This window comes from Enterobacter sp. CC120223-11, from assembly GCF_900215375.1.
Lineage (GTDB): Bacteria > Pseudomonadota > Gammaproteobacteria > Enterobacterales > Enterobacteriaceae > Scandinavium.
In genome coordinates, this window is sequence record NZ_OBEF01000005.1 from 65837 (window position 1) to 90224 (window position 24388).

The following is a 24388-nucleotide window of genomic DNA, read 5'->3' on the forward strand; positions in this document are numbered from 1 at the left end:
AGGGGCAGTTGCTTTTAACGTGGAACATAACGTGGAGCCGCCATGCCTTATTTACTTGAAATGAAGAGCATCACCAAAGCCTTCGGGGCGGTAAAGGCGGTAGACAACGTCAGCCTGCGCCTGAATGCCGGGGAAGTGGTTTCCCTGTGTGGAGAAAATGGGTCAGGCAAATCGACGCTGATGAAAGTGCTGTGCGGCATTTATCCGCACGGCAGCTTTGAGGGTGAAATTGTTTTTGCCGGAGAACCCTTACAGGCCGCGCATATTCGCGACACCGAACGCCGCGGCATTGCCATCATCCACCAGGAGCTGGCGCTGGTGAAGCATCTGACGGTGCTGGAGAACATCTTTCTGGGCGCAGAAATTACCCGCCACGGCGTGCTGGATTACGACCAGATGACCCTGCGCTGCGAAAAACTGCTCGCTCAGGTGAGCCTCGCCATTTCCCCTGACACGCGCGTGGGCGATTTAGGCCTCGGGCAACAGCAGCTGGTCGAGATTGCGAAGGCGCTGAACAAGCAGGTTCGCCTGCTGATCCTCGATGAACCCACCGCCTCGCTGACCGAGCAGGAAACGGCGGTACTGCTGAACATCATTCGCGACCTGCAAAACCACGGCATTGCCTGCATCTACATTTCCCACAAGCTCAATGAAGTGAAGGCCATCTCGGACACCATCTGCGTGATCCGCGACGGGCAGCATATCGGCACACGTGATGCCAGCGGCATGAGCGAGGACGACATCATCACCATGATGGTCGGGCGCGAACTGACGGCCCTGTATCCAAACGAGCCACACACGCCAGGGGAAGAAATCCTTCGCGTCGAACACCTCACCGCCTGGCATCCGGTGAATCGCCACATTAAGCGAGTCAACGACATCTCCTTTTCGCTTCGGCGCGGGGAAATTTTGGGTATTGCAGGCCTCGTTGGCGCAGGCAGAACCGAAGCCGTGCAGTGCCTGTTTGGCGTCTGGGGTGGGCGCTGGGAAGGCAAGGTGTTTATCGACGGCAAGGCCGTGAACATTACCAGCTGCCAGCAGGCCATCGCCCACGGCATCGCGATGGTGCCAGAAGATCGTAAAAAAGACGGCATCGTGCCCGTGATGGCGGTCGGGAAGAATATCACCCTTGCCGCGCTCGACCAGTTTGCAGGGCCGCTCAGCGCCCTGGACGAGGCGGCCGAGCAAAATTGCATTTTACAGTCCATTTCACGCCTCAAAGTGAAAACTTCGTCCCCGGAGCTGGCCATCGGTCGGCTGAGTGGCGGCAATCAGCAGAAGGCGATCCTGGCCCGCTGCCTGCTGCTCAACCCACGCATTCTGATCCTCGATGAACCGACGCGCGGGATCGATATCGGCGCGAAGTACGAAATCTACAAACTGATTAACCAACTGGTGCAGCAGCACATTGCGGTCATTGTCATCTCTTCCGAACTGCCGGAAGTGCTGGGCCTGAGCGACCGCGTGCTGGTGATGCACGAAGGTAAACTGAAAGCGAACCTGGTCAACCATCAGCTGACGCAGGAACAAGTGATGGAAGCGGCCCTGAGGAGCGAACGCCATGTCGAAAAACACGCCGTCTGAACTGAAGCTGGAGACGCCAGCGCCCGCCGCCTTTGCGGGGCTGAAGACGCTCAATTTGCAGGTGTTTGTGATGATCGCCGCGATCGTCGCCATCATGCTGTTCTTTACCTGGACCACCGACGGCTCGTACCTCAGCGCGCGCAACGTCTCGAACCTGCTGCGCCAGACCGCCATCACCGGCATTCTGGCGGTGGGAATGGTGTTTGTGATTATCTCGGCTGAAATCGATCTCTCCGTCGGCTCGATGATGGGCCTGCTCGGCGGCGTGGCGGCCATTTTCGACGTCTGGCTGGGCTGGCCGCTGCCGCTGACGATTATCGTCACCCTGGCGCTGGGCCTGGTGCTCGGCGCGTGGAACGGATGGTGGGTGGCCTATCGCAAAGTGCCGTCGTTTATCGTCACCCTTGCCGGGATGCTGGCGTTTCGCGGCATCCTGATTGGCATCACCAACGGCACCACCGTGTCACCAACCAGCCCGGCGATGTCGCAAATCGGCCAGAGCTATTTGCCTGATGGCATTGGCTTTAGCATCGGCGTTTTAGGGCTGATGGCGTTTGTTGCCTGGCAGTGGCGCGGGCGCATGCGCCGTCAGGCGCTCGGGTTAACGAACCCTGCGTCGACCCGCGTCGTGGGCCGTCAGGCGCTCACCGCAGTGATTGCGCTCGGTGCCATCTGGATGCTGAACGATTATCGCGGCGTACCTACTCCTGTGCTCATTCTTGCCCTGCTTCTGCTGGCGGGCATGTTTATGGCGACGCGCACGGCGTTTGGCCGTCGCATCTACGCCATCGGCGGCAATCTGGAGGCCGCACGCCTGTCAGGCATTAACGTGGAACGCACCAAGCTTGCCGTCTTCGCCATCAATGGCCTGATGGTCGCTATCGCCGGGCTGATTCTGAGTTCACGCTTAGGGGCAGGTTCGCCTTCAGCAGGGAATATCGCCGAGCTGGATGCTATTGCCGCCTGCGTGATTGGCGGTACCAGCCTTGCGGGCGGCGTGGGGAGCGTGGCGGGCGCGGTGATGGGAGCGTTTATTATGTCCGCGCTGGATAACGGAATGAGCATGATGGACGTCCCGACTTTCTGGCAATATATCGTCAAGGGCGCCATTTTGCTGCTGGCGGTGTGGATGGATTCGGCCACCAAGCGTCGGGCCTGATCGCGGCCATTTCCGCTACGATGGCGACACCTTTGGGTCTCGCCATTCTTGTCTCTTCAGGAAAGCAAAACATGTTTGAAAAGCGCCACCGGGTTACGCTGTTATTCAACGCCAACAAAGCCTACGACCGCCAGGTTGTGGAGGGCGTCGGAGAGTATTTGCAGGCGTCGCAGTCAGAATGGGACATCTTTATCGAAGAGGATTTTCGCGCCCGCATCGAGAACATCAAAGAGTGGCTCGGCGACGGCGTGATTGCCGATTTTGACGACCCGGTTATTGAGGAAATGCTCGCCGATGTGGACGTGCCGATCGTCGGCGTTGGCGGCTCCTATCACCACCCGGAGAGCTACCCGCCCGTGCACTACATCGCCACGGATAATTACGCCCTGGTAGAAAGCGCGTTTTTGCACCTGAAAGAAAAAGGCGTGCACCGTTTTGCCTTTTACGGTCTGCCCTCTTCCAGCGGTAAGCGCTGGGCCTTAGAACGCGAGCATGCGTTCGCGCAGATAGTCGCGAAGGAAAAATACCGCGGTGTGGTGTATCAGGGCCAGGAAACAGCCCCGGAAAACTGGCAGCACGCCCAGAACCGGCTGGCGGACTGGCTGCAAACCTTGCCGCCGCAAACCGGGATCATCGCCGTTACCGATGCCCGTGCGCGCCATGTTTTGCAGGCCTGCGAGCATCTGCACATTCCGGTGCCCGAAAAGCTCTGCGTGATTGGCATCGATAACGAAGAACTCACCCGCTACCTGTCGCGCGTGGCGCTCTCCTCTGTGGCGCAAGGTACGCGTCAGATGGGTTACCAGGCAGCAAAGCTGCTGCACCGCCTGCTGGACAACGAAAGCCTGCCGCTCCAGCGTCTGCTGGTGCCGCCGGTGCGCGTAATCGAGCGACGTTCAACGGATTACCGTTCGCTTGATGACCCGGCGGTCATTCAGGCGATGCACTATATCCGTAATAACGCCTGCAAAGGCATTAAGGTTGAGCAGGTGCTGGATGCGGTGGGGATTTCGCGCTCCAATCTGGAAAAACGCTTTAAGGAAGAGGTGGGCGAAACCATTCACGCGGTGATCCACAGCGAAAAGCTGGAGAAGGCGCGCAGCCTGCTGGTCTCCACGTCGCTGTCTATTAACGAGATTTCGCAGATGTGCGGCTATCCGTCGCTGCAGTACTTCTATTCGGTGTTTAAAAAAGAGTACGACACCACGCCGAAGGAGTACCGGGAGCGCTTCGGAGAAGCTTTGGTTTAGAAACAAAAACGCCTTCCAGTGGAAGGCGTTTCAGGAGACGGAGCGGTGATGGATGCCGGGTGGCGCTTCGCTGACCCGGCCTACAAGACTTCTCGTAGGCCCGTGCAAACGGAGTGCCGCCGGGCAATCTCTCCGTCTTACATATGCGCCGCAATCAGACGCTGGTTATCCTGATACATACTGAACAGGTAGTTGTTGTAGCTTGAACCGCGCGTTGAGTAGCCTTTAAGCTTGTGGATCATCGCGCTGGCGGTCACTTCCTGGTCCGCTTTACGCAGCTGCGCGCGGGACTTACGGAAAGAAGAGTAAGCCGGGTGAGTGTTGAGATTCACCGCGTAAGCTTCAACCGACTCTTTCACCGATTCAAACTGCGAGTATCCTTTCACTTTCCCGTCAGCCTTCTGGCACTTGCCTTTGACACACTTCATGCCGAACAGGTTGTTATTGGCACGGGCAAGCTTAGAGGTGCCCCAACCGCTTTCAGCCGCGGCCATGGTCGCCACCATGCTGCCAGGAATGATATCCACACGCTCAAGCAACGAGTTCCACGGCACCTTACGAGTATTGCCGGACCAGCTGATTTTGTAGCGCTTGGTAATATCCTTCAGGCGCGCACGCTCTGACGGTGACCAGCGGCCGTCGTACTGCTTGGAAACAAGCCAGTTACGATCGGCGGTGATTGCCGCATTTTGGCTGGTAATATAAGGCATTACGGTCCGGAGAAACGCTTTCTTACGAGGTGTTCCGGAAGGGTATTTTCGCAAATCAGGAAGTGAACTGCTCTTTGCACTATTGCGAGAATACTCTTGTTTACTGCTAACCTTACTACTACTGCTTGCCTTTATTACCGGGGCTTTGTGACTCGTTGTTGCTGTGTGCGTCTTTGCCAGCACGCCACCTGAAAATACACAGGTGAGTAACATGAGTATCGCGGCCCCATATCGTCGAATGGGAGTCGATATCATCAGGTCTCCTGGTCGGATTAAATCATTCCAACGTCTTGAATTATTCACATAACTGCGAAGAGAATCGCGAATTGTACCAAAAATACCCTACGAGCGCACCCAAAGAAATAGTCTAATTCCGAAACAATGTCACGGACAAAAGTATCTCATTCGACACACAGGCCTGAAATTACACGCTTTATCGCAGAAATTTTTACTCTTACTTGACGCCGATCGCTCACCCTGCGCTGTCCTCCCCTCGAATGCGTCCGAAGGAGGAGTGATCGCGGATCCACTGCTGGCAAAATGCACAAAAACTGACACAGGTGTACAGCATGAAACTTGCCGCTCTGACCCTGATCCTGCTGCCCGGCATCGGCATGGCAGCATGGACTACGCCGGATTTCCCTGCCTTCAAGGCAGAGGGCAATGGGCAATTCGTCAGCCAGAAAACGCTGGCGAAGGGTACACGTCCCTTAACATTACATTTTGACCAACAGTGCTGGCAGCCCGCTTCCGCGATAAAACTCAATGAGATGCTTTCGCTGGAACCCTGTAAAGGCAGCGCGCCGCAGTGGCGACTGTTTCGCGACGGCGTTTACCGGCTGACGGTTGATACCCGCTCCGGCACGCCCACGCTGATGTTAAGCGTCGAAAGTGAAGCGGCCGATACCGCAAAAATTGAGATTCGCCAGTGCCCACGCTGGGATGGAAAACCGCTCACGCTGGATGTCAGCCAGACTTTCGCAGAAGGCAGCGAAGTGCGTGATTTTTACAGCGGAAAGACGGCAACCGTCAGCGGCGGCAAAATCACGCTTCAGCCAGCCGAAAGCAGCAACGGACTTTTGCTCCTGGAGAACGCGAAAACCAGTCAGCCTGCATCATTCAGCTGGCATAACGCGACGGTCTATTTCGTACTGACCGACCGTTACGTCAACGGCAATCCGCAAAACGACAATAGCTATGGCCGCCACAAGGACGGTTCACAGGAGATCGGCACTTTTCACGGCGGCGATCTGGAGGGGCTCACCAGCAAGCTTGATTACCTCCAGCAGCTGGGCGTGAACGCGCTATGGATAAGCTCCCCGCTGGAGCAAATTCACGGCTGGGTCGGTGGCGGTACCAAAGGCGATTTCCCGCACTATGCCTATCACGGCTACCACCCGATGGACTGGACGAAGCTCGACGCTAACATGGGCACAGAGGACGATCTGCGCCGCCTGGTGGACGAAGCCCACAGGCGCGGCATCCGCATTCTGTTCGACGTGGTGATGAACCACACGGGCTACGCAACCCTTGCGGATATGCAGCAGTACCAGTTCGGCTCGCTTTATCTTCAGGGTGACGAACTGAAAAAAACGCTCGGCGAGCACTGGACCGACTGGCAGCCCGGCCCGGGCCAGAGCTGGCACAGCTTCAACGATTACATCAACTTCAGCGATAAAGCGGCCTGGGCCAACTGGTGGGGGAAAAAGTGGATCCGCACCGATATTGGTGACTACGATAATCCGGGCTTTGACGATCTGACCATGTCGCTGGCCTTTCTGCCCGATCTCAAAACCGAATCCACCGAAGTGTCCGGCCTGCCCGTTTTTTATCAGCACAAGCTTGATACCGCCGCCAAAGCCATTGCAGGCTACACGCCGCGAGACTATCTGACGCACTGGCTGAGTCAGTGGGTGCGCGACTACGGCATTGACGGTTTTCGGGTTGATACGGCCAAACACGTTGAGCTCCCGGCGTGGGATCAGCTAAAAACCCAGGCCACCGCCGCGCTGGCAGAGTGGAAAAAGGCTAACCCTGACAAAGCCCTGGATGCAGCTCCGTTTTGGATGACCGGCGAAGCCTGGGGCCACGGCGTGATGCAGAGCGAGTATTACCGCCACGGTTTCGACGCGATGATTAACTTCGATTATCAGGATCAGGCCGCCAAAGCCGTGGGCTGCCTGGCGAATATCGACCTGACCTGGCAGCAAATGGCCGACAAGCTGCAACAGTTCAATGTCCTGAGCTATCTCTCCTCGCACGATACGCGCCTGTTCCGCGAAGGTGGCAGCAAAGCCGCTGAGTTGCTGCTGCTCGCGCCGGGAGCGGTGCAGATCTTTTACGGCGACGAATCCGCCCGTCCGTTCGGCCCGACAGGTTCCGACCCGTTACAGGGCACGCGTTCAGATATGAACTGGCAGGACGTCAGCGGAAAAGAGGCCGCAACAGTTAGCCACTGGCAGAAGCTAGGCCAGTTCCGCGCCCGCCATCCGGCGATTGGCGCAGGCTCTCAGACAACGCTTTCTCTGCCACAAGGCTATGGTTTCGTGCGCCAGCACGGTGACGATAAAGTGATGGTCGTGTGGGCCGGGCAACCCTGACAGCACAACCCTCTGCCCTGAGGCAGAGGGTTATTCCGACCTGTTTTATATACACAGGATAAATAACCGGCACTGAATCCATTCACTGGTTTGCACCTCAAAGTCGCAGGGGTTATGGTGAGCCTCTGACCATAAGATCGACAGAACACCTGCATATGACTTTTTCACTTTTCGGCGACAAATTCACCCGTCATTCCGGTATCACCCGCCTGATGGAAGATCTGAACGATGGCCTGCGCACGCCAGGCGCCATCATGCTCGGCGGCGGTAACCCGGCGCAGATTCCACAGATGAATGACTACTTCCACAACCTGCTGGCGGAGATGCTGGAGAGCGGCAAAGCGACCGAAGCGCTGTGCAACTATGACGGGCCGCAGGGCAAATCTGAGCTGCTGTCCGCGCTGGCGGAGATGCTGCGCGAAGAGCTCGGCTGGGATATCGGACCACAGAACATTGCGCTGACAAACGGCAGTCAGAGTGCATTTTTCTACTTATTTAACCTCTTCGCTGGCCGCCGCGCCGACGGCAGCGTGCGTAAAGTGCTGTTCCCGCTCACGCCGGAATATATTGGCTACGCCGATTCTGGCCTGGAAGAAGATCTGTTCGTCTCCGCACGCCCGAACATTGAACTGCTGCCTGAAGGCCAGTTTAAATACCACGTGGACTTCGAGCACCTGCGCGTTACCGACGAAACCGGCATGATATGCGTTTCGCGCCCGACCAACCCGACGGGCAACGTCATCACCGACGAAGAGTTAATGAAGCTCGACGTGCTGGCCAATCAGCACGGTATTCCGCTGGTCATTGATAACGCCTACGGCGTGCCCTTCCCGGGCATCATCTTCAGCGAAGCGCGACCGCTGTGGAACCCGAACATTGTGCTGTGCATGAGCCTGTCCAAGCTCGGCCTGCCGGGCAGCCGCTGCGGCATTATTATTGCTAACGAAAAAATCATCAGTGCCATCAGCAACATGAACGGCATTATTAGCCTTTCTCCTGGCGGCATTGGCCCGGCAATGATGTGCGAGATGATCAAGCGCAAAGACCTGCTGCGCCTGTCCGAAACGGTGATCAAGCCGTTCTATTATCAGCGCGTGCAGGAAACCATTGCCATCATCCGCCGCTATCTGCCGGAAGAGCGCTGCCTGATCCACAAGCCGGAAGGCGCGATTTTCCTCTGGCTGTGGTTTAAGGACCTGCCGGTGACCACCGAAGTGCTTTACCAGCGTCTGAAAAAACGTGGCGTATTGATGGTGCCGGGCGACTTCTTCTTCCCGGGCCTCGACAAGCCCTGGCCGCACACCCATCAGTGCATGCGCATGAACTATGTGCCGGAGCCGGAGAAAATCGAAGCGGGCGTTAAAATTCTTGCCGAGGAAATAGAAAAAGCCTGGGCCGAGAGCGGATGTTAAATAATAATGGGCTCTGAAATGCGGAGCCCATTTTTTCCGTGATCGATGCCGTTAATTCAGAATATATCCTTTCTTATTTACTCACCTATTTATCTTAGGAATTATCTCAAATAATCCCAATAATTAATCAGCGCTTTATTTTAAGCATAGAGATGTAGCAGCTCTTAAATTAAACAATACATTTAACTCATTGTTTTTAAGAAGCTATACAATCTATGCATTGTATTACCACGAATAATAAATAAACGTCATTATTAATACCTCTGACTGACCTGTTCCTGCCCGCACAAGCCATTATTTTCCACATACACTGATTAATACGCCGCCCGGCGTTTTAATTAGTGGAGTATTGTTATGGCCTCGAATAACGTTAGCCACTTAAGCGTTATCGCAGTGGCGGTACTGCTCGCATTTTCTTTATCTGCCTGCAGCGGCAGCGGCAGCGGCGGAGGCTCACACTCCACCGCGAAAAATAATCCCACCACCGGCAGCAGCGGATCGGGTTCCGATGACGGCAGCGGGGGAGGCTCCACCGCCAATAACGGCGGCGGGGGTTCCGGCAGCGGTGGAACCGGCTCCGGAGGGGGAGGTACTGGCACTGGCGGTGGTGGTACAGGAACCGGAGGAGGCACCGGCACTGGCGGTGGAGGGACGGGCACTGGCGGTGGTGGCACAGGGACCGGTGGCGGAGGTACGGGCAGCGGCGGTGGCACTTCTACGGCTGCGATCAATAACGTGCTGAGCGATACCGGCAAAACCGTTACCTCAGTCGGCAATACCGTCGACAGCCTGGGCAGCCAGCTGCCAACCGATAACCCGGTCACCTCAACAGTTTCCACTACGGTCAGCGGTGTAGGCAGCGCGGTGTCTACCGTCGGCACGGGCGTGACCACAGGGATTGGTAATCCTGCTAACGCCAACGGCCTTGGCACGACCACCAAAGGCGTCACCACCACGGTGACTTCACTCGGTAACACCGTGTCTACCGTCGGTACCGATCTGGCCAGCTCCACTTCCGGCACACCGCTTGGCGGCGTAACGGGCGTGGCGGGCAACGTCGTCAACAGCACCGGACAGCTGGTGAGTAACACCGGCACCGGCCTGACCACCGTCGTCGACAGCCAGGGCGTGACCAAAGTGACCACCGATGCCACCACGGCAGTCAACAAAACGCTCAGCGGCGTACAGGGCGTAACGCAGCAGGTTGGCACCACCACCGGGCTCGGCGCACCGGTCAACGGCCTGCTGACGCAGGTGGGTACAACCGTCAGCCAGGTGGGCACCAACGTCAGCGGCAGTAACCCGGGCCTGAACGGCGTGGGCCAGGTCGTGACCAACGTCGGCCAGACGGTTACCGATACCGGCGGCCTGGTGAAACCAACCACGACCACAACCCCGACCAGCGGCGGTAACGTCTCCGCTAACGCTTCGGTTGATGCCAGCAAAACGGGTCTGGTCGCGACCGTCGACACCACCGTCAATAACCTGACCGCAGGCGTCACCGCCAGTGCAGGCACTACCACCAACCAGAGCAGTACCAGCACCAATCCTCTCGGCGGGCTGAACAACCTCGTCGGCGGGATCCTGAAACCAAAACAGCAATAAGTTAACCCTTCTGTGCCCCCGCAAAGGGGGCACATTTCACAGCAGTGACGACCCGCGCAGACGGGGCTAAGAACAGGGATTGCACACATGAAACAGCACTTTTACTACGCACTTCCCGGGCTGCTGCTGTTGAGCCTTGCCCGAGCGGATATCTTGCCTGCCCTTATCGATCCCTCAAACCCGGCGAAGGCTTCACGCGACGTTGCGCCCCCGGTCACCCCGACGCCTGAGCCCAAAGTCACGGTGCAGAAGCCGGAATCGAAACTGACACCCGACACGCCCATTGAGGTCAATCACATTCAGTTTATTGGCGGCACCCTTTATCCGCTAAAGTCGCTGCTGGCACCGTTTCGCCCCTACGCCCAAAAAACCGTACCGCTAAAGACGGTGATTGGTCTGGTGAACGACATTACCGCCCGCTACAAAGCCGACGGCTACCCGCTCTCTTATGCGTTCCTGCCCGATAACAACTTTCAGAACGGCAATATCAAAATCGTGCTGGTTGAGGGCTATGTGGCGCACAGCGATATCAAAAGTAACAACCCGAACATCGCCGCCCGCCTGCAGCGGCTGGCCGAAAAGATCATGGCGGAAAAACCCATGACCCAGGACACCTTTGACCGCTATAGCCAGCTGATGACCCGCACACCCGGCGTGCCCGTCGAGGCCAACGCACAGTTGCCGAAAAACATATACGGCGCCGCCGCGATGCAGGTCACCGGCATGCAGCCACACATCTGGGATATTTCGTCCACGCTGGATACCCGCAAAGGGCAGAACCTGGCGCTGGTCAACGGCACGCTCAGCAACCTGACGAGCTACGGCGATCAGCTCGGCGTCGCGACGCTTATCCCGCTCGACAAAGACACCCGCAAAACCTATTTCGGCATGAACTGGCAGCAGTTTCTCAATGATGAGGGGCTGACGATGCAGCTGAAAGGGAGCTACTACCACGAAGATCCGCGAGATTTTTCTCCGCTGCTCGATTTGCCCAACGACATTGCCATCAACGCGCGGCAAAAAACCACGCAGTACAACGGCGGCGTGAGCTTTGGCTATCCGCTTATCCTTACCGGCAAAACACAGCTCAACCTGACCGGGGGCATGGATTACACCGACAAACGCAGCGATTACGATCTCCAGGCCAATATTGCCGGGCAAAAATATGACCTCGACGCGCAGCATCAGCACGTGCGCTACCCGGCTATGGAGTTTGGTGTCAACGGCGCGAAGGCATTCACTACGACCAGCCTCAGCGGCCGCTTTGCGGTACGCCAGGGGATTAACGATCTCGGGGCCGACGCGGCTCCGGCGCAAAACACCGATCTCAATTTCACGCTGTGGAAAGGCAATGTGGATGCGGCCTGGATGATGGCTGAGAAATGGAAACTCTCAACGTCATGGGAAGGAGACTGGTCGGACAATGATTTACCGGAGCCGGAGCGCGTGAGCTTTGGCGCACAGCGATTCGGGCGAGGTTACCAGGACGGCGAAGCCAGCGGCGATTACGGCTTCGGCGGACAGGTCGAACTGCGTTATTTGCATATGCGCAAAGAGAGCACCTGGCTTGCCACCGTGCAGCCGTACGTGCTGGCAGATACGGCGCAAACCTGGTTTAACCAGCCGGGCCTGCCGCACCAGCGGCTTGGCTCCATTGCCACCGGGGTCATGGTGGGCGATAACCGCCATTACAGCCTGGCCGTCGAGGCGGCGAAACCGGTCGGCGATGTACCGACCGACAGCCACAATCGCGACTGGCGCTACAGCCTGACGGTCACCTGGAACTTTAACAACCTGCGCTGATTCAGACCTCTGGGCGATGACAAATTGCGGATATGGATAATAGCGGAGCCGTGTGGCCTGTCAGCAACATCACAATACCCGGCGGCGCAGGCTTGCCGGCATCGCCGGGTGGCGCCAAAGCTTACCCGGCCTACAATCGCATTCCCGATCGCATATCTCCCGTAGGCCCGGTCGGCAAAGCGCCACCGGGCGATATGCCGTGACGATACGGCAAACTCTTCCACCTCGCATTCCTGAAATCGCCTTTCCTGAAAGCCCCACGCAAGCAATCAGCAGTGCAATGCAACTCGCCGTGATTTGCGCGGCATACGCCGCAATTTCTGCTCCGGCAGACATTTGTCAATCTGTGTGCTTTACGCTGACACTATTTGACAATTGATGACCAGGCAGTAATCATTAATTTAATTACTGACCAGGCAGCTACCATGACTACCACCCCCTCTTCTTCAGACAAAAACCTGCACCTTGGCTTGCTGTTTCACCTGGCAAACCAGTTTAAGGACCAGCTGATTGGCCACTACTTTTCCGGTAGCGGCATTACCGCGCCGCAATTTAAGGTGTTGATAAATATATTTAAAGGCAACACCAGTCCGGCGGAAATCTGCAAAAGCCTGCAAATGGATACCGGCGCCATGAGCCGGATGGTGGAGAGGATGGTGAAAAGCGATCTGATTGAGCGCCACCCCAACCCGCAGGACAAACGTCAGGTGATCCTGGCGCTGACCGCCAAAGGCCAGGCGCTGTGTGAAACCTTTCAAAATGAGGCGCTGAAAACCATTCTGGGCGAGTTAACTGCCCGCCTGACCACGGAAGAATCGCACCAGCTGACTCACCTGCTGATAAAAATGCTGCCGGATGAATTTACGGCCCCCCATCGCTAATAAGGCCCCACGCTATGTCTATGGAAAATACCGCTCCGGCACCTGAAAAACGCCCAAGCAAGCGCAAACGTAACTTTGCGATCCTGTTCCTTGTGCTGATTCTGGCGGCGGCAGGTTGCCTCGCCTGGTATCTGCTCTACGCCCGCTATTACGAGTCCACCGACGATGCCTACGTCAACGGCAACCAGGTCACGCTGACGCCGCAGATTGCGGGCACGGTGACGCAGGTCACCGTCGACGAAGGGGATTTCGTGCAGAAGGGCCAGCCGCTGGTGCTGCTCGACCCGGCCGACACTGAAATTGCGTTGCAGCAGGCCGAAGCCGACCTCGCCAGCACCGTGCGCCAGGTTCGCGGCCTGTACAGCACCGCGGATAACTATCGCGCGCAGGTAGAAGCGAAAAAAGTCGCCCTGCAAACCGCGCAAAACGACTACAACCGTCGGCAGAAAATCTTCGCGACGGGCGCTATCGCCGCCGAAGAACTCTCCCACTATCGCGATGCGGTAACGACGGCACAGAGCGATTTGGCCGCAGCCCAGCAGGCGCTGAAAACGAACCAGGCGATGGTCGATGACACCGTGATCGACAGCCACCCAGAGATCAAAACCGCCGTCGCCACCCTGCGCCAGCGCTATCTGGATAACTCCCGCGCCACCATCGTCGCGCCGGTAAGCGGCTACGTCGCCAAACGCGCGGTGCAGCTCGGGATGCGGGTCACTTCAGGCACTACGCTGCTCGCCATCGTGCCGCTGAAGGAAGTGTGGGTGGATGCCAACTTCAAAGAGAGCCAGATGCAGGACATGCGCCTTGGCCAGAAGGTGACGCTGAATGCCGATTTGTACGGCGATGACGTGCAGTACCACGGCGTGATTGAAAGCCTCGGGATCGGCACCGGCAGCGCCTTCTCGCTGCTGCCAGCCCAGAACGCCAGCGGCAACTGGATCAAGATTGTTCAGCGCCTGCCGGTGCGTATCGCCCTCGACGAACACGACATGCAAAAGCACCCGCTGCGTATCGGCCTGTCGATGAACGTGAAGGTGGATATTCGTGACCTCGACGGGCATCTTCTGCCGCAGAAAACGGTGGAAAAACCACGCTTTACCACCGACGTGTACGACACGCCGATGGCCGCCGCCGACAAGCTGGTCGCCAAAATTCTGCATGACAACAGCAGCGCCGTAGCCCAGCGCTAAGAGAGAAGCTATGTCAGAGCCAAAGGCGGCCTTTACGCCGCCCAGCCTGTTCCTGGCGACGCTCGCGCTGTCGCTGGCCACCTTTATGCAGGTGCTGGACTCCACCATCGCCAACGTGGCGCTGCCGACCATTTCCGGCAACCTCGGGGTGAGCGCCGATCAGGGCACCTGGGTTATAACCTCCTTTGCGGTGTGTAACGCCATCGCCCTGCCGCTCACCGGCTGGTTTACCCGGCGCTTCGGGCAGCTGCGGCTGTTTATCGCCTCGGTGGTGTTCTTCACGCTGACCTCGTTCCTGTGCGGCTTCGCCCACAGCATGACGGAACTGATTATTTTCCGTGCGTTACAGGGCTTTTTCGCCGGGCCGATGTTCCCGATGTGTCAGACGCTGCTGCTGGTCATCTTCCCGCCGATGAAGCGAAGTATGGCGCTGGCGCTGCTGTCGATGGTGACGGTTGTCGCGCCGATTGTCGGGCCGATTACCGGCGGCTGGATCACCGATAATTACTCCTGGCCGTGGATTTTCTACATCAACGTGCCGATCGGCATTTTCGCCTCCATCGTGGTGTGGACGCAGCTGCGCGACCGTGAAGAAACCACGCAGTCATCGCCCATCGACTACATCGGCATCATGCTGCTGGTGCTCGGCGTCGGGCTGCTGCAGGTGGTGCTGGACAAGGGCAACGATGAGGACTGGTTCTCCTCAACGCCGATTATCGTGATGTCGATTGTGTCGGCCATCAGCCTGGTCAGCTTCGTGATGTGGGAGCTCGGCGAGCGTCATCCGATCGTCAACCTGCGCCTGTTTAAGGACCGCAATTTCGCCATCGGCACCTTGGCGCTGATGCTGGGCTACGCGGCGTTCTTCGCCATCAACATTATTCTGCCGCAGTGGCTGCAAACGCAGATGGGCTACACCGCCATCTGGGCCGGGCTTGCCGCCGCGCCGATGGGCTTCCTGCCGTTGCTACTGACGCCGATCGTGGGCCGCTATGCCACACGCGTGGACTTACGCCTGCTCTGTTCGATTTCGTTCCTGACGATGGGTGCTTCGTGCCTGATGCGTGCGCAGTTCAACACCGACGTGGATTTCCGCACCATCGCGGGCGTACAGATGTTCATGGGGATTGGCGTGGCGTTCTTCTTTATGCCGCTGACCACGATCGTGTTGTCGAACCTGCACGGTAATGAAGTGGCGGAGGGCTCGGGGCTCGCAACGTTCTTCCGCGTATTGGGCGGGTCGTTCGCTTCATCGCTCACCACATGGATCTGGCAGCGCCGGGAGATTTTCCACCACGCGAACCTGACGGAGAGCGTGTCGCAGTACAACCCGGCGGCAGTGGATTACGTGCAGAAGATGGGCGGCCCGACGCAGCAGCATTTTGCGGTTATCGACCAGACCATTACCCAGCAGGCCTACATGATGTCGACCATCGATTACTTCTGGATCCTCGGCTGGGGCTTTATGGGGCTGATTGTGATTATCTGGTTTACGCGCCCGCCATTTGTGAGAGCGGGTGCACCGGGCGCTTCTACGGCTGCGCATTAACTAAGATTGCCCGGCGGCACTTCGTTTGCGCGGGCCTACGGACGCAACACCGTAGGCCGGATAAGCGAAGCGCCATCCGGCATTGTGGTTTTAAGCACGGTCACCGTTGTCAGGGAACAGCATCGCGTCGCGCAGCAGATGATCGTTGCCGCGGCGGCGCGTGAAGCCGATGCGGTCGAAATATTCGAGGATCTGAATGGCCAGCTTGCGCCCGACGTTCAGGCTGTCGCGGAAGTCTGCCGCACAGGTTGAGCCACGCGCCTGATCCAGCTGGCGGATCAACGCCGCAAACTGCACAATCCGATCGTTTCGGTAATAACGATCTTTGACGATCGCCGTAATCATGCCCTGCTGCGCCGCCTGCCGCAGCGTGACGCGCATCTCCTGCTCGTCTGCCCCCACCTTCTGCGCCAAATCTCGCACCCACCACGCTTCGTCACCAAACAGCGGCCCGGCTTTTTGCCACAGCGCGGCCTGCTCGTCGGTGAACCCGGCTTTGTGATCCGGCAGATGCAGCCAGCCGTGATGGCTGGCGATAAGACCTGACGCGCGCATCTGCTCCAGCAGCGCCAACACCAGCGCCTCATCTTCCATCGGCAAGGCGATACGGCGCAGACGTTCGCGGCCCGGACCTGGCTCATCGCGATGCTGATCGTGATAAATCGCCAGCGCGTTCAGCAGCTTTTCCTGCCAGCGTACAGCAAGGCTTGCGCTGAGAATACTGTCACCCGCGCGCAGCAATTCCGGCTTCGCGGTCAGTTCAGTCAGACCTTCATTGTTAAGCTGCCGCGCCCAGCCAAACTCGCTCAGGCGGACCGCGTCGCGTTGCAGGTGAATGTCCAGCGCCTGCGCATCGGTTTCTGCGCCAGCCAGTTTTGCCAGCCAGCTCAGGTATTCCGGTTTACGTTTGCCGCGACGCGGCGGGTTGAGCGTCACCACCCGTGCGCCCGCCAGCGTCACGCGGGCAGAGATATCGCGCAGCACCAGGCGGTCGTTGTCTGCCAGCCACAGCGGCGTGTCGAACATCAGCTCCGCCAGGTTATTCTCCAGCAGCGACACGCGCCCGGTGATGTGGCTCGCCGCGTGATGGATGTGCAGCGGCTGCCACTGGCTCAGCGGCGTGTGGCACTGCAATTCGACAATCACGCGTTCCATCGGCTCCGGCGGCTCCTGCGCCAGCAGCCAGTCGCCGCGCGTCAGATCTTCTTTCTGCGCGTCGCCCGCAATATTCAGCGCGATGCGCTGCCCGGCGCGGGCCTGTTCTACCGACTGATTCTGCGCGTGCAGGCCGCGCACGCGCATCGGCTTGTTCACGCCCGTCAGCCACAGCGTGTCGCCCACGCTTACTTCGCCCGACAGCGCAGTGCCGGTCACCACCAGGCCTGCGCCCTTCACGGTGAAGGCACGGTCAATCGCCAGCCGGAAGCGCTGATGCTCCACGTGCTGGCGTTCGGCCAGCCGTAAAAGGTGGGCGCGCAGTTCGTCAATGCCCTGCATTTGCGTGGCGGCGGTTTCAAATAACGAAACGTCCTCAAACCCGTATTCACGCAAAACATCCAGAATTTGCTGGCGAACTTCGGCGATACGGGCTGCATCCACGCGATCGGTTTTGGTCAGCGCGACGGTCAGCGTCGGCTTGCCCGTCAGCTGTAAAATCGCCAGATGCTCACGGGTTTGCGCCATCACGCCGTCGTCGGAGGCCACGACCAGCAGCGCGTGATCGATGCCGCCGACGCCCGCCAGCATGTTCGCCAGAAACTTTTCATGACCCGGCACGTCGATAAACCCCGGAACGCGCCCGTCGGGCTGCGGCCAGTAGGCGTAGCCCAGATCGATGGTCATGCCGCGGGCTTTCTCTTCGGGCAGGTGCGAGGCGTTCACCCCGGTGATGGCCTCCAGCAGCGTGGTTTTGCCGTGGTCGACGTGCCCGGCGGTGGCGATAATCATTTCAGCAGGTTCTCCAGAAAGCGCGATTCATCCTCAAGGCAGCGCAGGTCGAGCCACAGGCGCCCGTCATAAATACGCCCGAGGACGGGAAGCGCCAGGCGACGCCAGCGTTCGGCAAGCGCCTCAAGCGACGCGCCGCGCCCGTCATTGGGAGTAAACGTCAGTGCATGAGAAGGTAAACGATCGACCGGCAGCGAGCCGCTGCCAATCTGCGACAGGCAAGACTCCAGCAGCACGGTAAAATCCGGAAGCTGCGCCTGAAGCAGCGGCAGAAGGCGTTCGCCCAAGGCACGGATTTCATCTTCAGCGCGGGTTAATAAACGCAGCGTCGGCAAAGCCTGAGCCAGTTTTTCCGGGTGCAGATAGAGGCGCAGCGTGGCCTCCAGCGCCGCCAGGGTCATTTTATCGGCCCGCAGCGCACGCTTGAGCGGGTGGGATTGCAGCTTCGCAATGAGCTCCCGCTTGCCGACGATGATCCCCGCCTGCGGGCCGCCGAGTAGCTTGTCGCCAGAGAAGCTCACCAGGCTCACGCCGCTGGCGATAAGCTCCTGTGGCATGGGCTCTTTCGGCAGGCCGTACTGGCTTAAATCCACCAGTGAACCGCTGCCCAAATCGGCCACCACAGCAATGCCTTGCTCCTGCCCGATGGTCGCCAGCTCCGCTTCGTCCACCGCTTTGGTGAAGCCTTCCACGCTGTAGTTGCTGGTGTGGACCTTCATCAGCAGCGCAGTGTTTTCATTAACGGCTGCGCGGTAGTCCCGCGCGTGGGTGCGGTTGGTGGTGCCAACTTCATGCAGCACGCAGCCCGCCTGGCGCATCACGTCGGGAATGCGGAACGCACCGCCAATTTCCACCAGTTCACCGCGCGAAACCACCACTTCTTTGCCGCCCGCCGTGGCCGCCAGCATCAGCAGCACCGCCGCGGCATTGTTGTTGACGATACAGGCGTCTTCCGCGCCCGTCAGACGGCAGAGCAATTCCGCCAGCGCACTGTCGCGGTGTCCGCGCCCGGCACCATCCAGCGAATATTCCAGCGTCACTGGAGAACGCATCACCTGAGCCACGGCCTCGACGGCGGCCTCAGCCTGAAGCGCACGCCCGAGATTGGTGTGCAACACGGTGCCCGTGAGGTTAAACACCGGGCGCAGCGGGGTTTGCGCATCAGCGGCCAGCCTCGCGGCAGCGGCCTGCGGCCAGTTCTGACACCAGTCGGGCAGCGAACCGTTCTCGCGGATAGCCGCGCGAGCCTCGTCCTGCATCTGACGCAGCACCGCCACGACCTGGCTGTGCCCGGCCTGTTCGACCAGTAGGGTAAAAGCAGGATCGCGCAGCAGGCGATCGGTGGCCGGAATCTGACTGAATAGCGAAGGATTTTCAGTGTTCATGAGTAACCCTGTTGTCTGCCGCCTCCCGACGGGAGAGGGGCTTTTGGCTTAATCATATTGGTGAAAGCTGCGCCTCTCAATGCGCTGGCGCGGGGTTTTGGTGAAAAGCTGACGATAATACTGGGTCGCTGCCGTGAGGGCGGAATGAAGCGGGATATGAAAAGGCGGACGGCCTGGTTGCAATCGGATCGCAGAATCATTGCTTCCTGAAGGACTGTTCACTGGCTGATTGGCAATCACAATACGCCTGAAATCGGAAAATTGATGCGGGGAAACAGGAACAGCCTTGCAGAATATTCTCAGCCAGCGGTGGTGTTTTCTCAACGCCAAAAACGCTATAAAAATTGCTTATTTCCCTATCTTTTAATGAGTTACATGGACGTTATTATGAAAATACGATTTTCATTGAAGGCTTCTGTTGCCACTACGCTATTGGCACTGGCGCTGAGCCAGTCTGCCTGCGCCTCTCCGCTACTCACCAACGTAAAACCGGAAACCACCCAGGACGTATGGCACATGCCCGGAATCTGGGCAACCGGCGTGATCAAAAACGATGCAGGCAATATCTATCCGCTTACCCGCGCCTCAACGGGGCTGTCGCTTGACAACATCTATTATCAGCACCTGAACGAAACGCTGTCCGTGATAGAAACCGTTGCCAGCAGCGCCACGCTGGGATTACTGGTATTGCGCGACAATCAAATTCTGTATGAAACCTATTTTGACAAGGCCATTAATAGCGAATCTACGGTAGACAAAGATCCGGGAGGCGATATTACTAAATCACTCTTCCCGAGCTATTCGGTGGGAAAATCCATCACTTCTTCTGCTATTGGTCTGGCGGTACAGGCGAAAAAAATTGAATCAATTGATGATCCAATGGAAAAATATGCGCCGGTGCTGAAAAAATCCGGCTACAACGGCGTATCTATTCGCAACGTGCTGAATATGTCCAGCGGCGTCTATTTTAATGAAGGTTATACGCCAGGCTCAGGCATTTCTGACATGCTGCTCTATTTAACCGTGCCCTGGAATACCATCGATGGCTTTGTTGCCGAACAAAAGAAACGAATTCCTGGCTTCGAGGCTGGCGATTATTACAACTACAGCAGCCTGGACCCCGCAGCCCTGGGCACCGTGGTGCGCGGCGCGACGGGTCAAAAAATGGTGCCCTGGTTACAGGAGAATTTGTGGAAGAAAGCAGGTATGGAGAGCCACGCCAATGTGCAGATTGACAATGGTGGGCTTGAACTCGGTTTTTGTTGCATTAAAGCGACACTGAAAGATTTTGGTCGCTTCGGCCTGATTTACGCTAACGCCGGAAGGCTGAATGGCCAGCAAATATTGCCGGAAGCATGGGTGAATATGTCGACCAAAGCGGTGAATTATCCAAAAGGATCGCTGGAAGCCAGCGCCTCAACAATGGGTTATGGTAACCAGTGGTGGATCCCCAAAGATAACGCGGGCGATTTCCTGGCTGTAGGTCTGTACGGCCAGTTTATTTATGTCGACCCTGAGCATAAGATTGTTATTGCCAAAACATCAAACGATGTAAACGGGGAAGCGAAAAATAAGCTCTATGCCGACCAGATGATGGCGTTCTTCCGCAGTATCCGTAACGCGGCACTTGCTGTTCCACATTGAATTTAGCTGCCTGGCCGCCGGTATCGCGGCTCAGGTTCGCCATTGATGAAGTGCTTAATAAGACTAAAGAGTTGCCTGATGATGAGCAGTTGAAGGTTATGGATTTCTTGGAGGGCGTTATTACCCGGGTTGGGCTTGAGGGGCTGTGAATTTGTGGAAATCTTTCCCGCCTGTTGGGGGCGGGAGTTTGCAGGATTGGTTTGGATTCACACAAGGCTAAATCTAATCTGACAGACCTGCGTATAGACTGAATCGGAGACTGCAAGCGACACAAAAGATCACTCATATTGATGTTCCGTAAATACTTTCGATCACTGCAGTTGCCCATAATACCAACGCTCACCTGAAAACCACTCATCAGTGTCGTCACTACCATAATAATCAAGTGTAATGCCCAATTCCTGCACGCCATCCGGAAGAATAAGCCCCCACTCCCGGGCAAGGCTTCGTTCTCTCAGGAGTATCGATGAGCCATTTTCAGAGCTCCCCTCGGTAATAAAGCTTTGGAAGTACTCCTCAGATCGAAATAAACAGACCTCACTCGTAAACATATCAGGAAGGCAAATTACAGTAGTAATTCTTGGAACGTTATCGAGACCTGTTGTGGCAAGTATTAAGTTAGAACAGGCGTTAATCATGGCCTGTGCACACACTAACTTAGTTTTCTGCTTACTGTGTTTTCCTTCGATAAGATTAATTTCTACGGGGATCTTGTAATTCCAGTAATGCTCGTCCAAAGAAAAAACTGCGCGTTCCGGGTTATGGAAGGTTTCAGCCCAGCGGTTAAGTGATTTAATGCGACGGGAAATGTTTCTTACTTTTGTACGGTTATCCCTGCATAAACGCCTACTCATACTTTTACACTCTTGGTTGTTTCATTGATTGCCGAGTTAAACGAACAGGCAGTATTTTTATTCTTACGGTTCTATTTTCATTCCAAATCCATATCTTCACAGTAATAAGAGGTATCATTAGGGCCACCAAAATATTGGCGACCCTGCTGGTAAACGAAATTTATTTTACAACTGTGTTTTATTGTAATTTGGCGAACGGGGGCCATACAGCAAACCACCGTTTGAGCCTGCACTGAACATACGTGCGCCAGTAACCTGTGCAATATCATGGGCTTTATCAGTCGATGAATTTGCGATTTGCGTGATGGCTGCGGTCAGCAAAATGCCAATCAATCCTCCACCACTATTGTTTTGACCTTCGTTGCTCGATGCCGTTGCCCCACCCGTCCATAACTCTTTACCGGTGCGTGAATCCACCAGACGTGCAGTTGCAGTCACTCGCGTATCGCTATTCACAACCTGATAAGAGGTACCGTAATCAGTAATTGAGATATACATCACTGCATCGGCACCAAAGGTATCATGCAATTTTTTAAGCGGGACAGAGCTGATATCATCCGGGTTAGTCACGCCGTTTTGTTTAAATGTTTCACTCACAACCGCAACCGGGAAGACATAATACCCGGATTCTGCCAATGGCATCGTCACAACGCTCAGCAAGCTATTGCTGGCATTGACATCCGGTGACTGATTTTTAGGTGGCAACACCAGAATGCTGCGCGGCTTGCTTTCCCTGAATGCAGAATAGTCAGTCGATTTTTTATTTCCGGTGGTACAACCCGTTGCTAACAGTGCCAGAGCAAGAGTAAAGCATGCGAATAATCCTTTCATGTTATTGTCCTTTTAATTTTTTGGCAGTCAGGAAGTTGATATAAGACGCCGATTCCGGGTATTGATTTTTTTCTGCATTGAACTCAGCCATTGCCAAGTCTGCATTCCCGGTATTACCGTAAAGCATTCCCAGTTGAGCATGAACACCCGGTGGAACAGGTTTATTATTTGACTTCGACTGTTCAACCAGCTTCTGCAGCTTAGCAATTTGCTCCTGCGGGCTGGTTTCATTGGTGTAAAAGTGATAAACAGAATCCTGATAGCCGTCCCAGTTATATATCTTTTGTGGCTTTTGGGCAGCACAACCGGTCAGTATCAACACCACCGCGCAGAGCATTACTTTATTAATTTTATTCATTTTTAATTCCTTTTAATTAGTATTCCCAGGATTCCAGGTGCCGTTTCCAATAGCAGTAACCAGATTATTTACTGACTCCCGGATTGCCAGATCCAATACTTTGCCGTTTAACGTAGAGTCGTAACTGGTGGTACCGCCAAAGCCAAGGATTTCGCGATTAGACAGCTCGTATTCTCCGGCCCCTTGAGTGGTGTAAACCACCTCGGACGTTTTTACATTGACGACGTTGAGGGCAACTTTGGCATATGCGACCTGCGATTTTCCTCGGCCTAATATACCAAACAGTGCTCTGTCGCCAGTTTCTTTACGACCAAATTCAGTTACATCTCCCGTAATGACATAGGTCGCACCTTTCAGCGTCTGGCCTTTGCCACTGATGTTGGCTTCAGTTTTGATCTCATCCATATTGGAGCGATCCAGGACATTAAAGCGACCTGTTTGTTGTAGATGGGTGACCAAAATTGTTTTCGACTGATTACCCAGTCGATCCACACCATCTGAAAATATGCCATTCATGTAGCTTGAGCGGTTATCGAATTTCCCAACCGCTATAAGACTACGCTGCCCCTGCCAGACTGTTTGTGCTGTTTCAACTTTAGCGACTTCAACAGAGCGGGAAGATTCCGTAGCACAACCCACTAAAAGTAAGGCGGTTAAGCTTAGAGAACCTGCTATCATCTTTTTAATCATGTATATTATTCCTTTTGTACATTAATAAGACAAATCTTCATCCACTAATATTAGTGATGCTACATTGTGGGTTTTTCCGAACGAGTTTTAGTTCGATTAATTGTAATAGCTGAAGCCTCCTCATGGTTTATTTATAGGGCGTTGTAGTTCGGATGGAGGTGGAGAGCTTTAAATTTGAGAAAAATCCTCCCGCCCGGATAGGGCGGGATGTTTAATGGCTAACAGAAGTCTGGATCTATATGACCTTCTGCTTTCAGGATCTCCAGAAAACGATTATACGCAACATCATCACGCTCCAATATATCATCAAGCAACTTCTCTTTTATTAAAGCCCAATGATATATTCCATTTATATGTGTGGAAAAATATTCAAACGCACCATGCAATGTAGAATCAATAACTTGAACATTTTTTTCCTTATAGGCGATCAAACCACCGTAGTTCTTAGGCAACCCTAAAAAAAGGGTTTCGCTTCCAAGCCAATATATGGCGAACACATCCACTATGGTTCCATCGTTCTCTTGTATTTTCATTTTACCTGCCCTTTAATATTTTCGAATACATCTGCCGGGTTAGCGTTAACCCGCTGAGGTGTATCAATTTTCATATCGTAGGCTTTACCTGTAGTAGAGTTGTACTGATAATGGATAGTGATTGATTCACCTTTAGAATTTTTTTGGACCACCTGCATTTTTTGGAATCCTGCACTTGTAGGGAAACGAGGATCATTATTCATTCCTGGCAGGACCTCACCTGCTGCAGGGTTTTCCTGCACATGCTTCCACACTATTTGTTCATTCAGATCCCTTGGCATTGCTGATTGTTTGCCCGGCTTGGCCGTCGATATTTTCTCCGCTGCACTAATCAGAATTTTGTTATCTATAACCTTAAGGCCTTTACCTACCAGCAATAAGGCCTTTTCTGCCGGGATGG

Annotated in this window: 20 protein-coding genes; 12 read left to right on the top strand and 8 right to left on the bottom strand. The window is 55.8% G+C overall.

All coding sequences use genetic code 11. The features are described from left to right. The first annotated feature begins 42 nt into the window (after positions 1-42). From CRO87_RS07600 to xylR, 3 genes are all read left to right on the top strand, one after another. Complete coding sequence (locus tag CRO87_RS07600) at positions 43-1584, top strand: xylose ABC transporter ATP-binding protein (protein ID WP_097162334.1); 1542 nt, start codon at positions 43-45, stop codon at positions 1582-1584. Then, positions 1562-2743: a xylose ABC transporter permease XylH gene (xylH, locus tag CRO87_RS07605; protein ID WP_097162335.1), complete on the top strand. Its 1182-nt coding sequence runs from the start codon at positions 1562-1564 to the stop codon at positions 2741-2743. Before CRO87_RS07600 ends, xylH begins: the two co-directional genes overlap by 23 nt. 71 nt (positions 2744-2814) lie before the next feature. Next, positions 2815-3993 (top strand): D-xylose utilization transcriptional activator XylR, encoded by a 1179-nt coding sequence (gene xylR, locus CRO87_RS07610; RefSeq protein ID WP_097162336.1) that lies wholly within the window; start codon positions 2815-2817, stop codon positions 3991-3993. Positions 3994-4130: 137 nt separating this feature from the next. Here the strand turns inward: xylR and CRO87_RS07615 are convergent, their stop codons facing one another. Next, positions 4131-4958, bottom strand: coding sequence for a protein bax (locus CRO87_RS07615; protein WP_097162337.1), 828 nt, complete (start codon positions 4956-4958; stop codon positions 4131-4133). Positions 4959-5272: 314 nt separating this feature from the next. Between CRO87_RS07615 and CRO87_RS07620 the strand changes: the two genes are divergently transcribed. The 8 genes from CRO87_RS07620 (at position 5273) to CRO87_RS07650 (ending at position 15746) form a co-directional block, all read left to right on the top strand. Next, positions 5273-7303, top strand: a complete 2031-nt coding sequence (locus CRO87_RS07620) for an alpha-amylase (RefSeq protein ID WP_097162338.1) — start codon at positions 5273-5275, stop codon at positions 7301-7303. A gap of 155 nt (positions 7304-7458) precedes the next feature. Then, positions 7459-8715, top strand: a complete 1257-nt coding sequence (gene avtA, locus CRO87_RS07625) for a valine--pyruvate transaminase (RefSeq protein WP_097162339.1) — start codon at positions 7459-7461, stop codon at positions 8713-8715. Between the two features lie 354 nt (positions 8716-9069). Beyond that, positions 9070-10320 (top strand): collagen-like triple helix repeat-containing protein, encoded by a 1251-nt coding sequence (locus CRO87_RS07630; RefSeq protein WP_097162340.1) that lies wholly within the window; start codon positions 9070-9072, stop codon positions 10318-10320. Between the two features lie 87 nt (positions 10321-10407). After that, on the top strand, positions 10408-12123 hold the full coding sequence (locus tag CRO87_RS07635) for a ShlB/FhaC/HecB family hemolysin secretion/activation protein (RefSeq protein WP_097162341.1): 1716 nt from the start codon (positions 10408-10410) through the stop codon (positions 12121-12123). Positions 12124-12155: 32 nt separating this feature from the next. Then, complete coding sequence (locus CRO87_RS22695) at positions 12156-12326, top strand: hypothetical protein (RefSeq protein WP_176504277.1); 171 nt, start codon at positions 12156-12158, stop codon at positions 12324-12326. A 222-nt stretch (positions 12327-12548) separates the two neighbouring features. After that, positions 12549-13004 carry a MarR family transcriptional regulator gene (locus CRO87_RS07640; protein WP_097162342.1) on the top strand — a complete coding sequence of 152 codons (456 nt, stop codon included), beginning with the start codon at positions 12549-12551 and terminating at the stop codon, positions 13002-13004. Between the two features lie 14 nt (positions 13005-13018). Next, positions 13019-14197, top strand: a complete 1179-nt coding sequence (locus CRO87_RS07645; RefSeq protein ID WP_176504278.1) for an efflux RND transporter periplasmic adaptor subunit — start codon at positions 13019-13021, stop codon at positions 14195-14197. Positions 14198-14207: 10 nt separating this feature from the next. Next, complete coding sequence (locus tag CRO87_RS07650) at positions 14208-15746, top strand: DHA2 family efflux MFS transporter permease subunit (RefSeq protein ID WP_097162343.1); 1539 nt, start codon at positions 14208-14210, stop codon at positions 15744-15746. Positions 15747-15836: 90 nt separating this feature from the next. Here the strand turns inward: CRO87_RS07650 and selB are convergent, their stop codons facing one another. Together selB and selA are read right to left on the bottom strand one after the other, a co-directional pair. After that, a complete protein-coding gene (gene selB, locus CRO87_RS07655; protein WP_097162344.1) occupies positions 15837-17693 on the bottom strand; it encodes a selenocysteine-specific translation elongation factor in 1857 nt (618 codons plus the stop codon). Continuing rightward, positions 17690-19078, bottom strand: a complete 1389-nt coding sequence (gene selA, locus CRO87_RS07660) for an L-seryl-tRNA(Sec) selenium transferase (protein WP_097162345.1) — start codon at positions 19076-19078, stop codon at positions 17690-17692. The genes selB and selA overlap by 4 nt, the downstream gene beginning before the upstream one ends. A gap of 387 nt (positions 19079-19465) precedes the next feature. Here selA and CRO87_RS07670 point away from each other — a divergent pair, with 387 nt between their 5' ends. Then, a complete protein-coding gene (locus CRO87_RS07670) occupies positions 19466-20722 on the top strand; it encodes a serine hydrolase (protein ID WP_176504279.1) in 1257 nt (418 codons plus the stop codon). A gap of 311 nt (positions 20723-21033) precedes the next feature. Here CRO87_RS07670 and CRO87_RS07675 read toward each other — a convergent pair whose 3' ends face one another. From CRO87_RS07675 to CRO87_RS07695, 5 genes are all read right to left on the bottom strand, one after another. Beyond that, the gene (locus CRO87_RS07675; protein ID WP_097162348.1) at positions 21034-21576 is read right to left on the bottom strand and encodes a DUF3916 domain-containing protein; all 543 of its coding nucleotides are present in this window, start codon (positions 21574-21576) and stop codon (positions 21034-21036) included. Between the two features lie 165 nt (positions 21577-21741). Beyond that, complete coding sequence (locus CRO87_RS07680) at positions 21742-22407, bottom strand: DUF799 domain-containing protein (protein WP_097162349.1); 666 nt, start codon at positions 22405-22407, stop codon at positions 21742-21744. 1 nt (position 22408) lies between these two features. After that, on the bottom strand, positions 22409-22765 hold the full coding sequence (locus CRO87_RS07685) for a DUF4810 domain-containing protein (protein WP_097162350.1): 357 nt from the start codon (positions 22763-22765) through the stop codon (positions 22409-22411). Positions 22766-22777: 12 nt separating this feature from the next. Continuing rightward, positions 22778-23455: a CsgG/HfaB family protein gene (locus CRO87_RS07690; protein WP_097162351.1), complete on the bottom strand. Its 678-nt coding sequence runs from the start codon at positions 23453-23455 to the stop codon at positions 22778-22780. 218 nt (positions 23456-23673) lie between these two features. After that, entirely contained in the window at positions 23674-23988 is a 315-nt protein-coding gene (locus CRO87_RS07695; protein WP_097162352.1) for a hypothetical protein, read from the bottom strand. Positions 23989-24388 lie beyond the last annotated feature (400 nt).

What these genes read in the sequence shown, in the direction of transcription:
- CRO87_RS07600 (WP_097162334.1), top strand. Translation starts at nt 43, where the DNA reads ATGCCTTATTTACTTGAAATGAAGAGCATCACCAAAGCCTTCGGGGCG.
- xylH (WP_097162335.1), top strand. Translation starts at nt 1,562, where the DNA reads ATGTCGAAAAACACGCCGTCTGAACTGAAGCTGGAGACGCCAGCGCCC.
- xylR (WP_097162336.1), top strand. Translation starts at nt 2,815, where the DNA reads ATGTTTGAAAAGCGCCACCGGGTTACGCTGTTATTCAACGCCAACAAA.
- CRO87_RS07615 (WP_097162337.1), bottom strand. Translation starts at nt 4,958, where the DNA reads ATGATATCGACTCCCATTCGACGATATGGGGCCGCGATACTCATGTTA.
- CRO87_RS07620 (WP_097162338.1), top strand. Translation starts at nt 5,273, where the DNA reads ATGAAACTTGCCGCTCTGACCCTGATCCTGCTGCCCGGCATCGGCATG.
- avtA (WP_097162339.1), top strand. Translation starts at nt 7,459, where the DNA reads ATGACTTTTTCACTTTTCGGCGACAAATTCACCCGTCATTCCGGTATC.
- CRO87_RS07630 (WP_097162340.1), top strand. Translation starts at nt 9,070, where the DNA reads ATGGCCTCGAATAACGTTAGCCACTTAAGCGTTATCGCAGTGGCGGTA.
- CRO87_RS07635 (WP_097162341.1), top strand. Translation starts at nt 10,408, where the DNA reads ATGAAACAGCACTTTTACTACGCACTTCCCGGGCTGCTGCTGTTGAGC.
- CRO87_RS22695 (WP_176504277.1), top strand. Translation starts at nt 12,156, where the DNA reads ATGGATAATAGCGGAGCCGTGTGGCCTGTCAGCAACATCACAATACCC.
- CRO87_RS07640 (WP_097162342.1), top strand. Translation starts at nt 12,549, where the DNA reads ATGACTACCACCCCCTCTTCTTCAGACAAAAACCTGCACCTTGGCTTG.
- CRO87_RS07645 (WP_176504278.1), top strand. Translation starts at nt 13,019, where the DNA reads ATGTCTATGGAAAATACCGCTCCGGCACCTGAAAAACGCCCAAGCAAG.
- CRO87_RS07650 (WP_097162343.1), top strand. Translation starts at nt 14,208, where the DNA reads ATGTCAGAGCCAAAGGCGGCCTTTACGCCGCCCAGCCTGTTCCTGGCG.
- selB (WP_097162344.1), bottom strand. Translation starts at nt 17,693, where the DNA reads ATGATTATCGCCACCGCCGGGCACGTCGACCACGGCAAAACCACGCTG.
- selA (WP_097162345.1), bottom strand. Translation starts at nt 19,078, where the DNA reads ATGAACACTGAAAATCCTTCGCTATTCAGTCAGATTCCGGCCACCGAT.
- CRO87_RS07670 (WP_176504279.1), top strand. Translation starts at nt 19,466, where the DNA reads ATGAAAATACGATTTTCATTGAAGGCTTCTGTTGCCACTACGCTATTG.
- CRO87_RS07675 (WP_097162348.1), bottom strand. Translation starts at nt 21,576, where the DNA reads ATGAGTAGGCGTTTATGCAGGGATAACCGTACAAAAGTAAGAAACATT.
- CRO87_RS07680 (WP_097162349.1), bottom strand. Translation starts at nt 22,407, where the DNA reads ATGAAAGGATTATTCGCATGCTTTACTCTTGCTCTGGCACTGTTAGCA.
- CRO87_RS07685 (WP_097162350.1), bottom strand. Translation starts at nt 22,765, where the DNA reads ATGAATAAAATTAATAAAGTAATGCTCTGCGCGGTGGTGTTGATACTG.
- CRO87_RS07690 (WP_097162351.1), bottom strand. Translation starts at nt 23,455, where the DNA reads ATGATTAAAAAGATGATAGCAGGTTCTCTAAGCTTAACCGCCTTACTT.
- CRO87_RS07695 (WP_097162352.1), bottom strand. Translation starts at nt 23,988, where the DNA reads ATGAAAATACAAGAGAACGATGGAACCATAGTGGATGTGTTCGCCATA.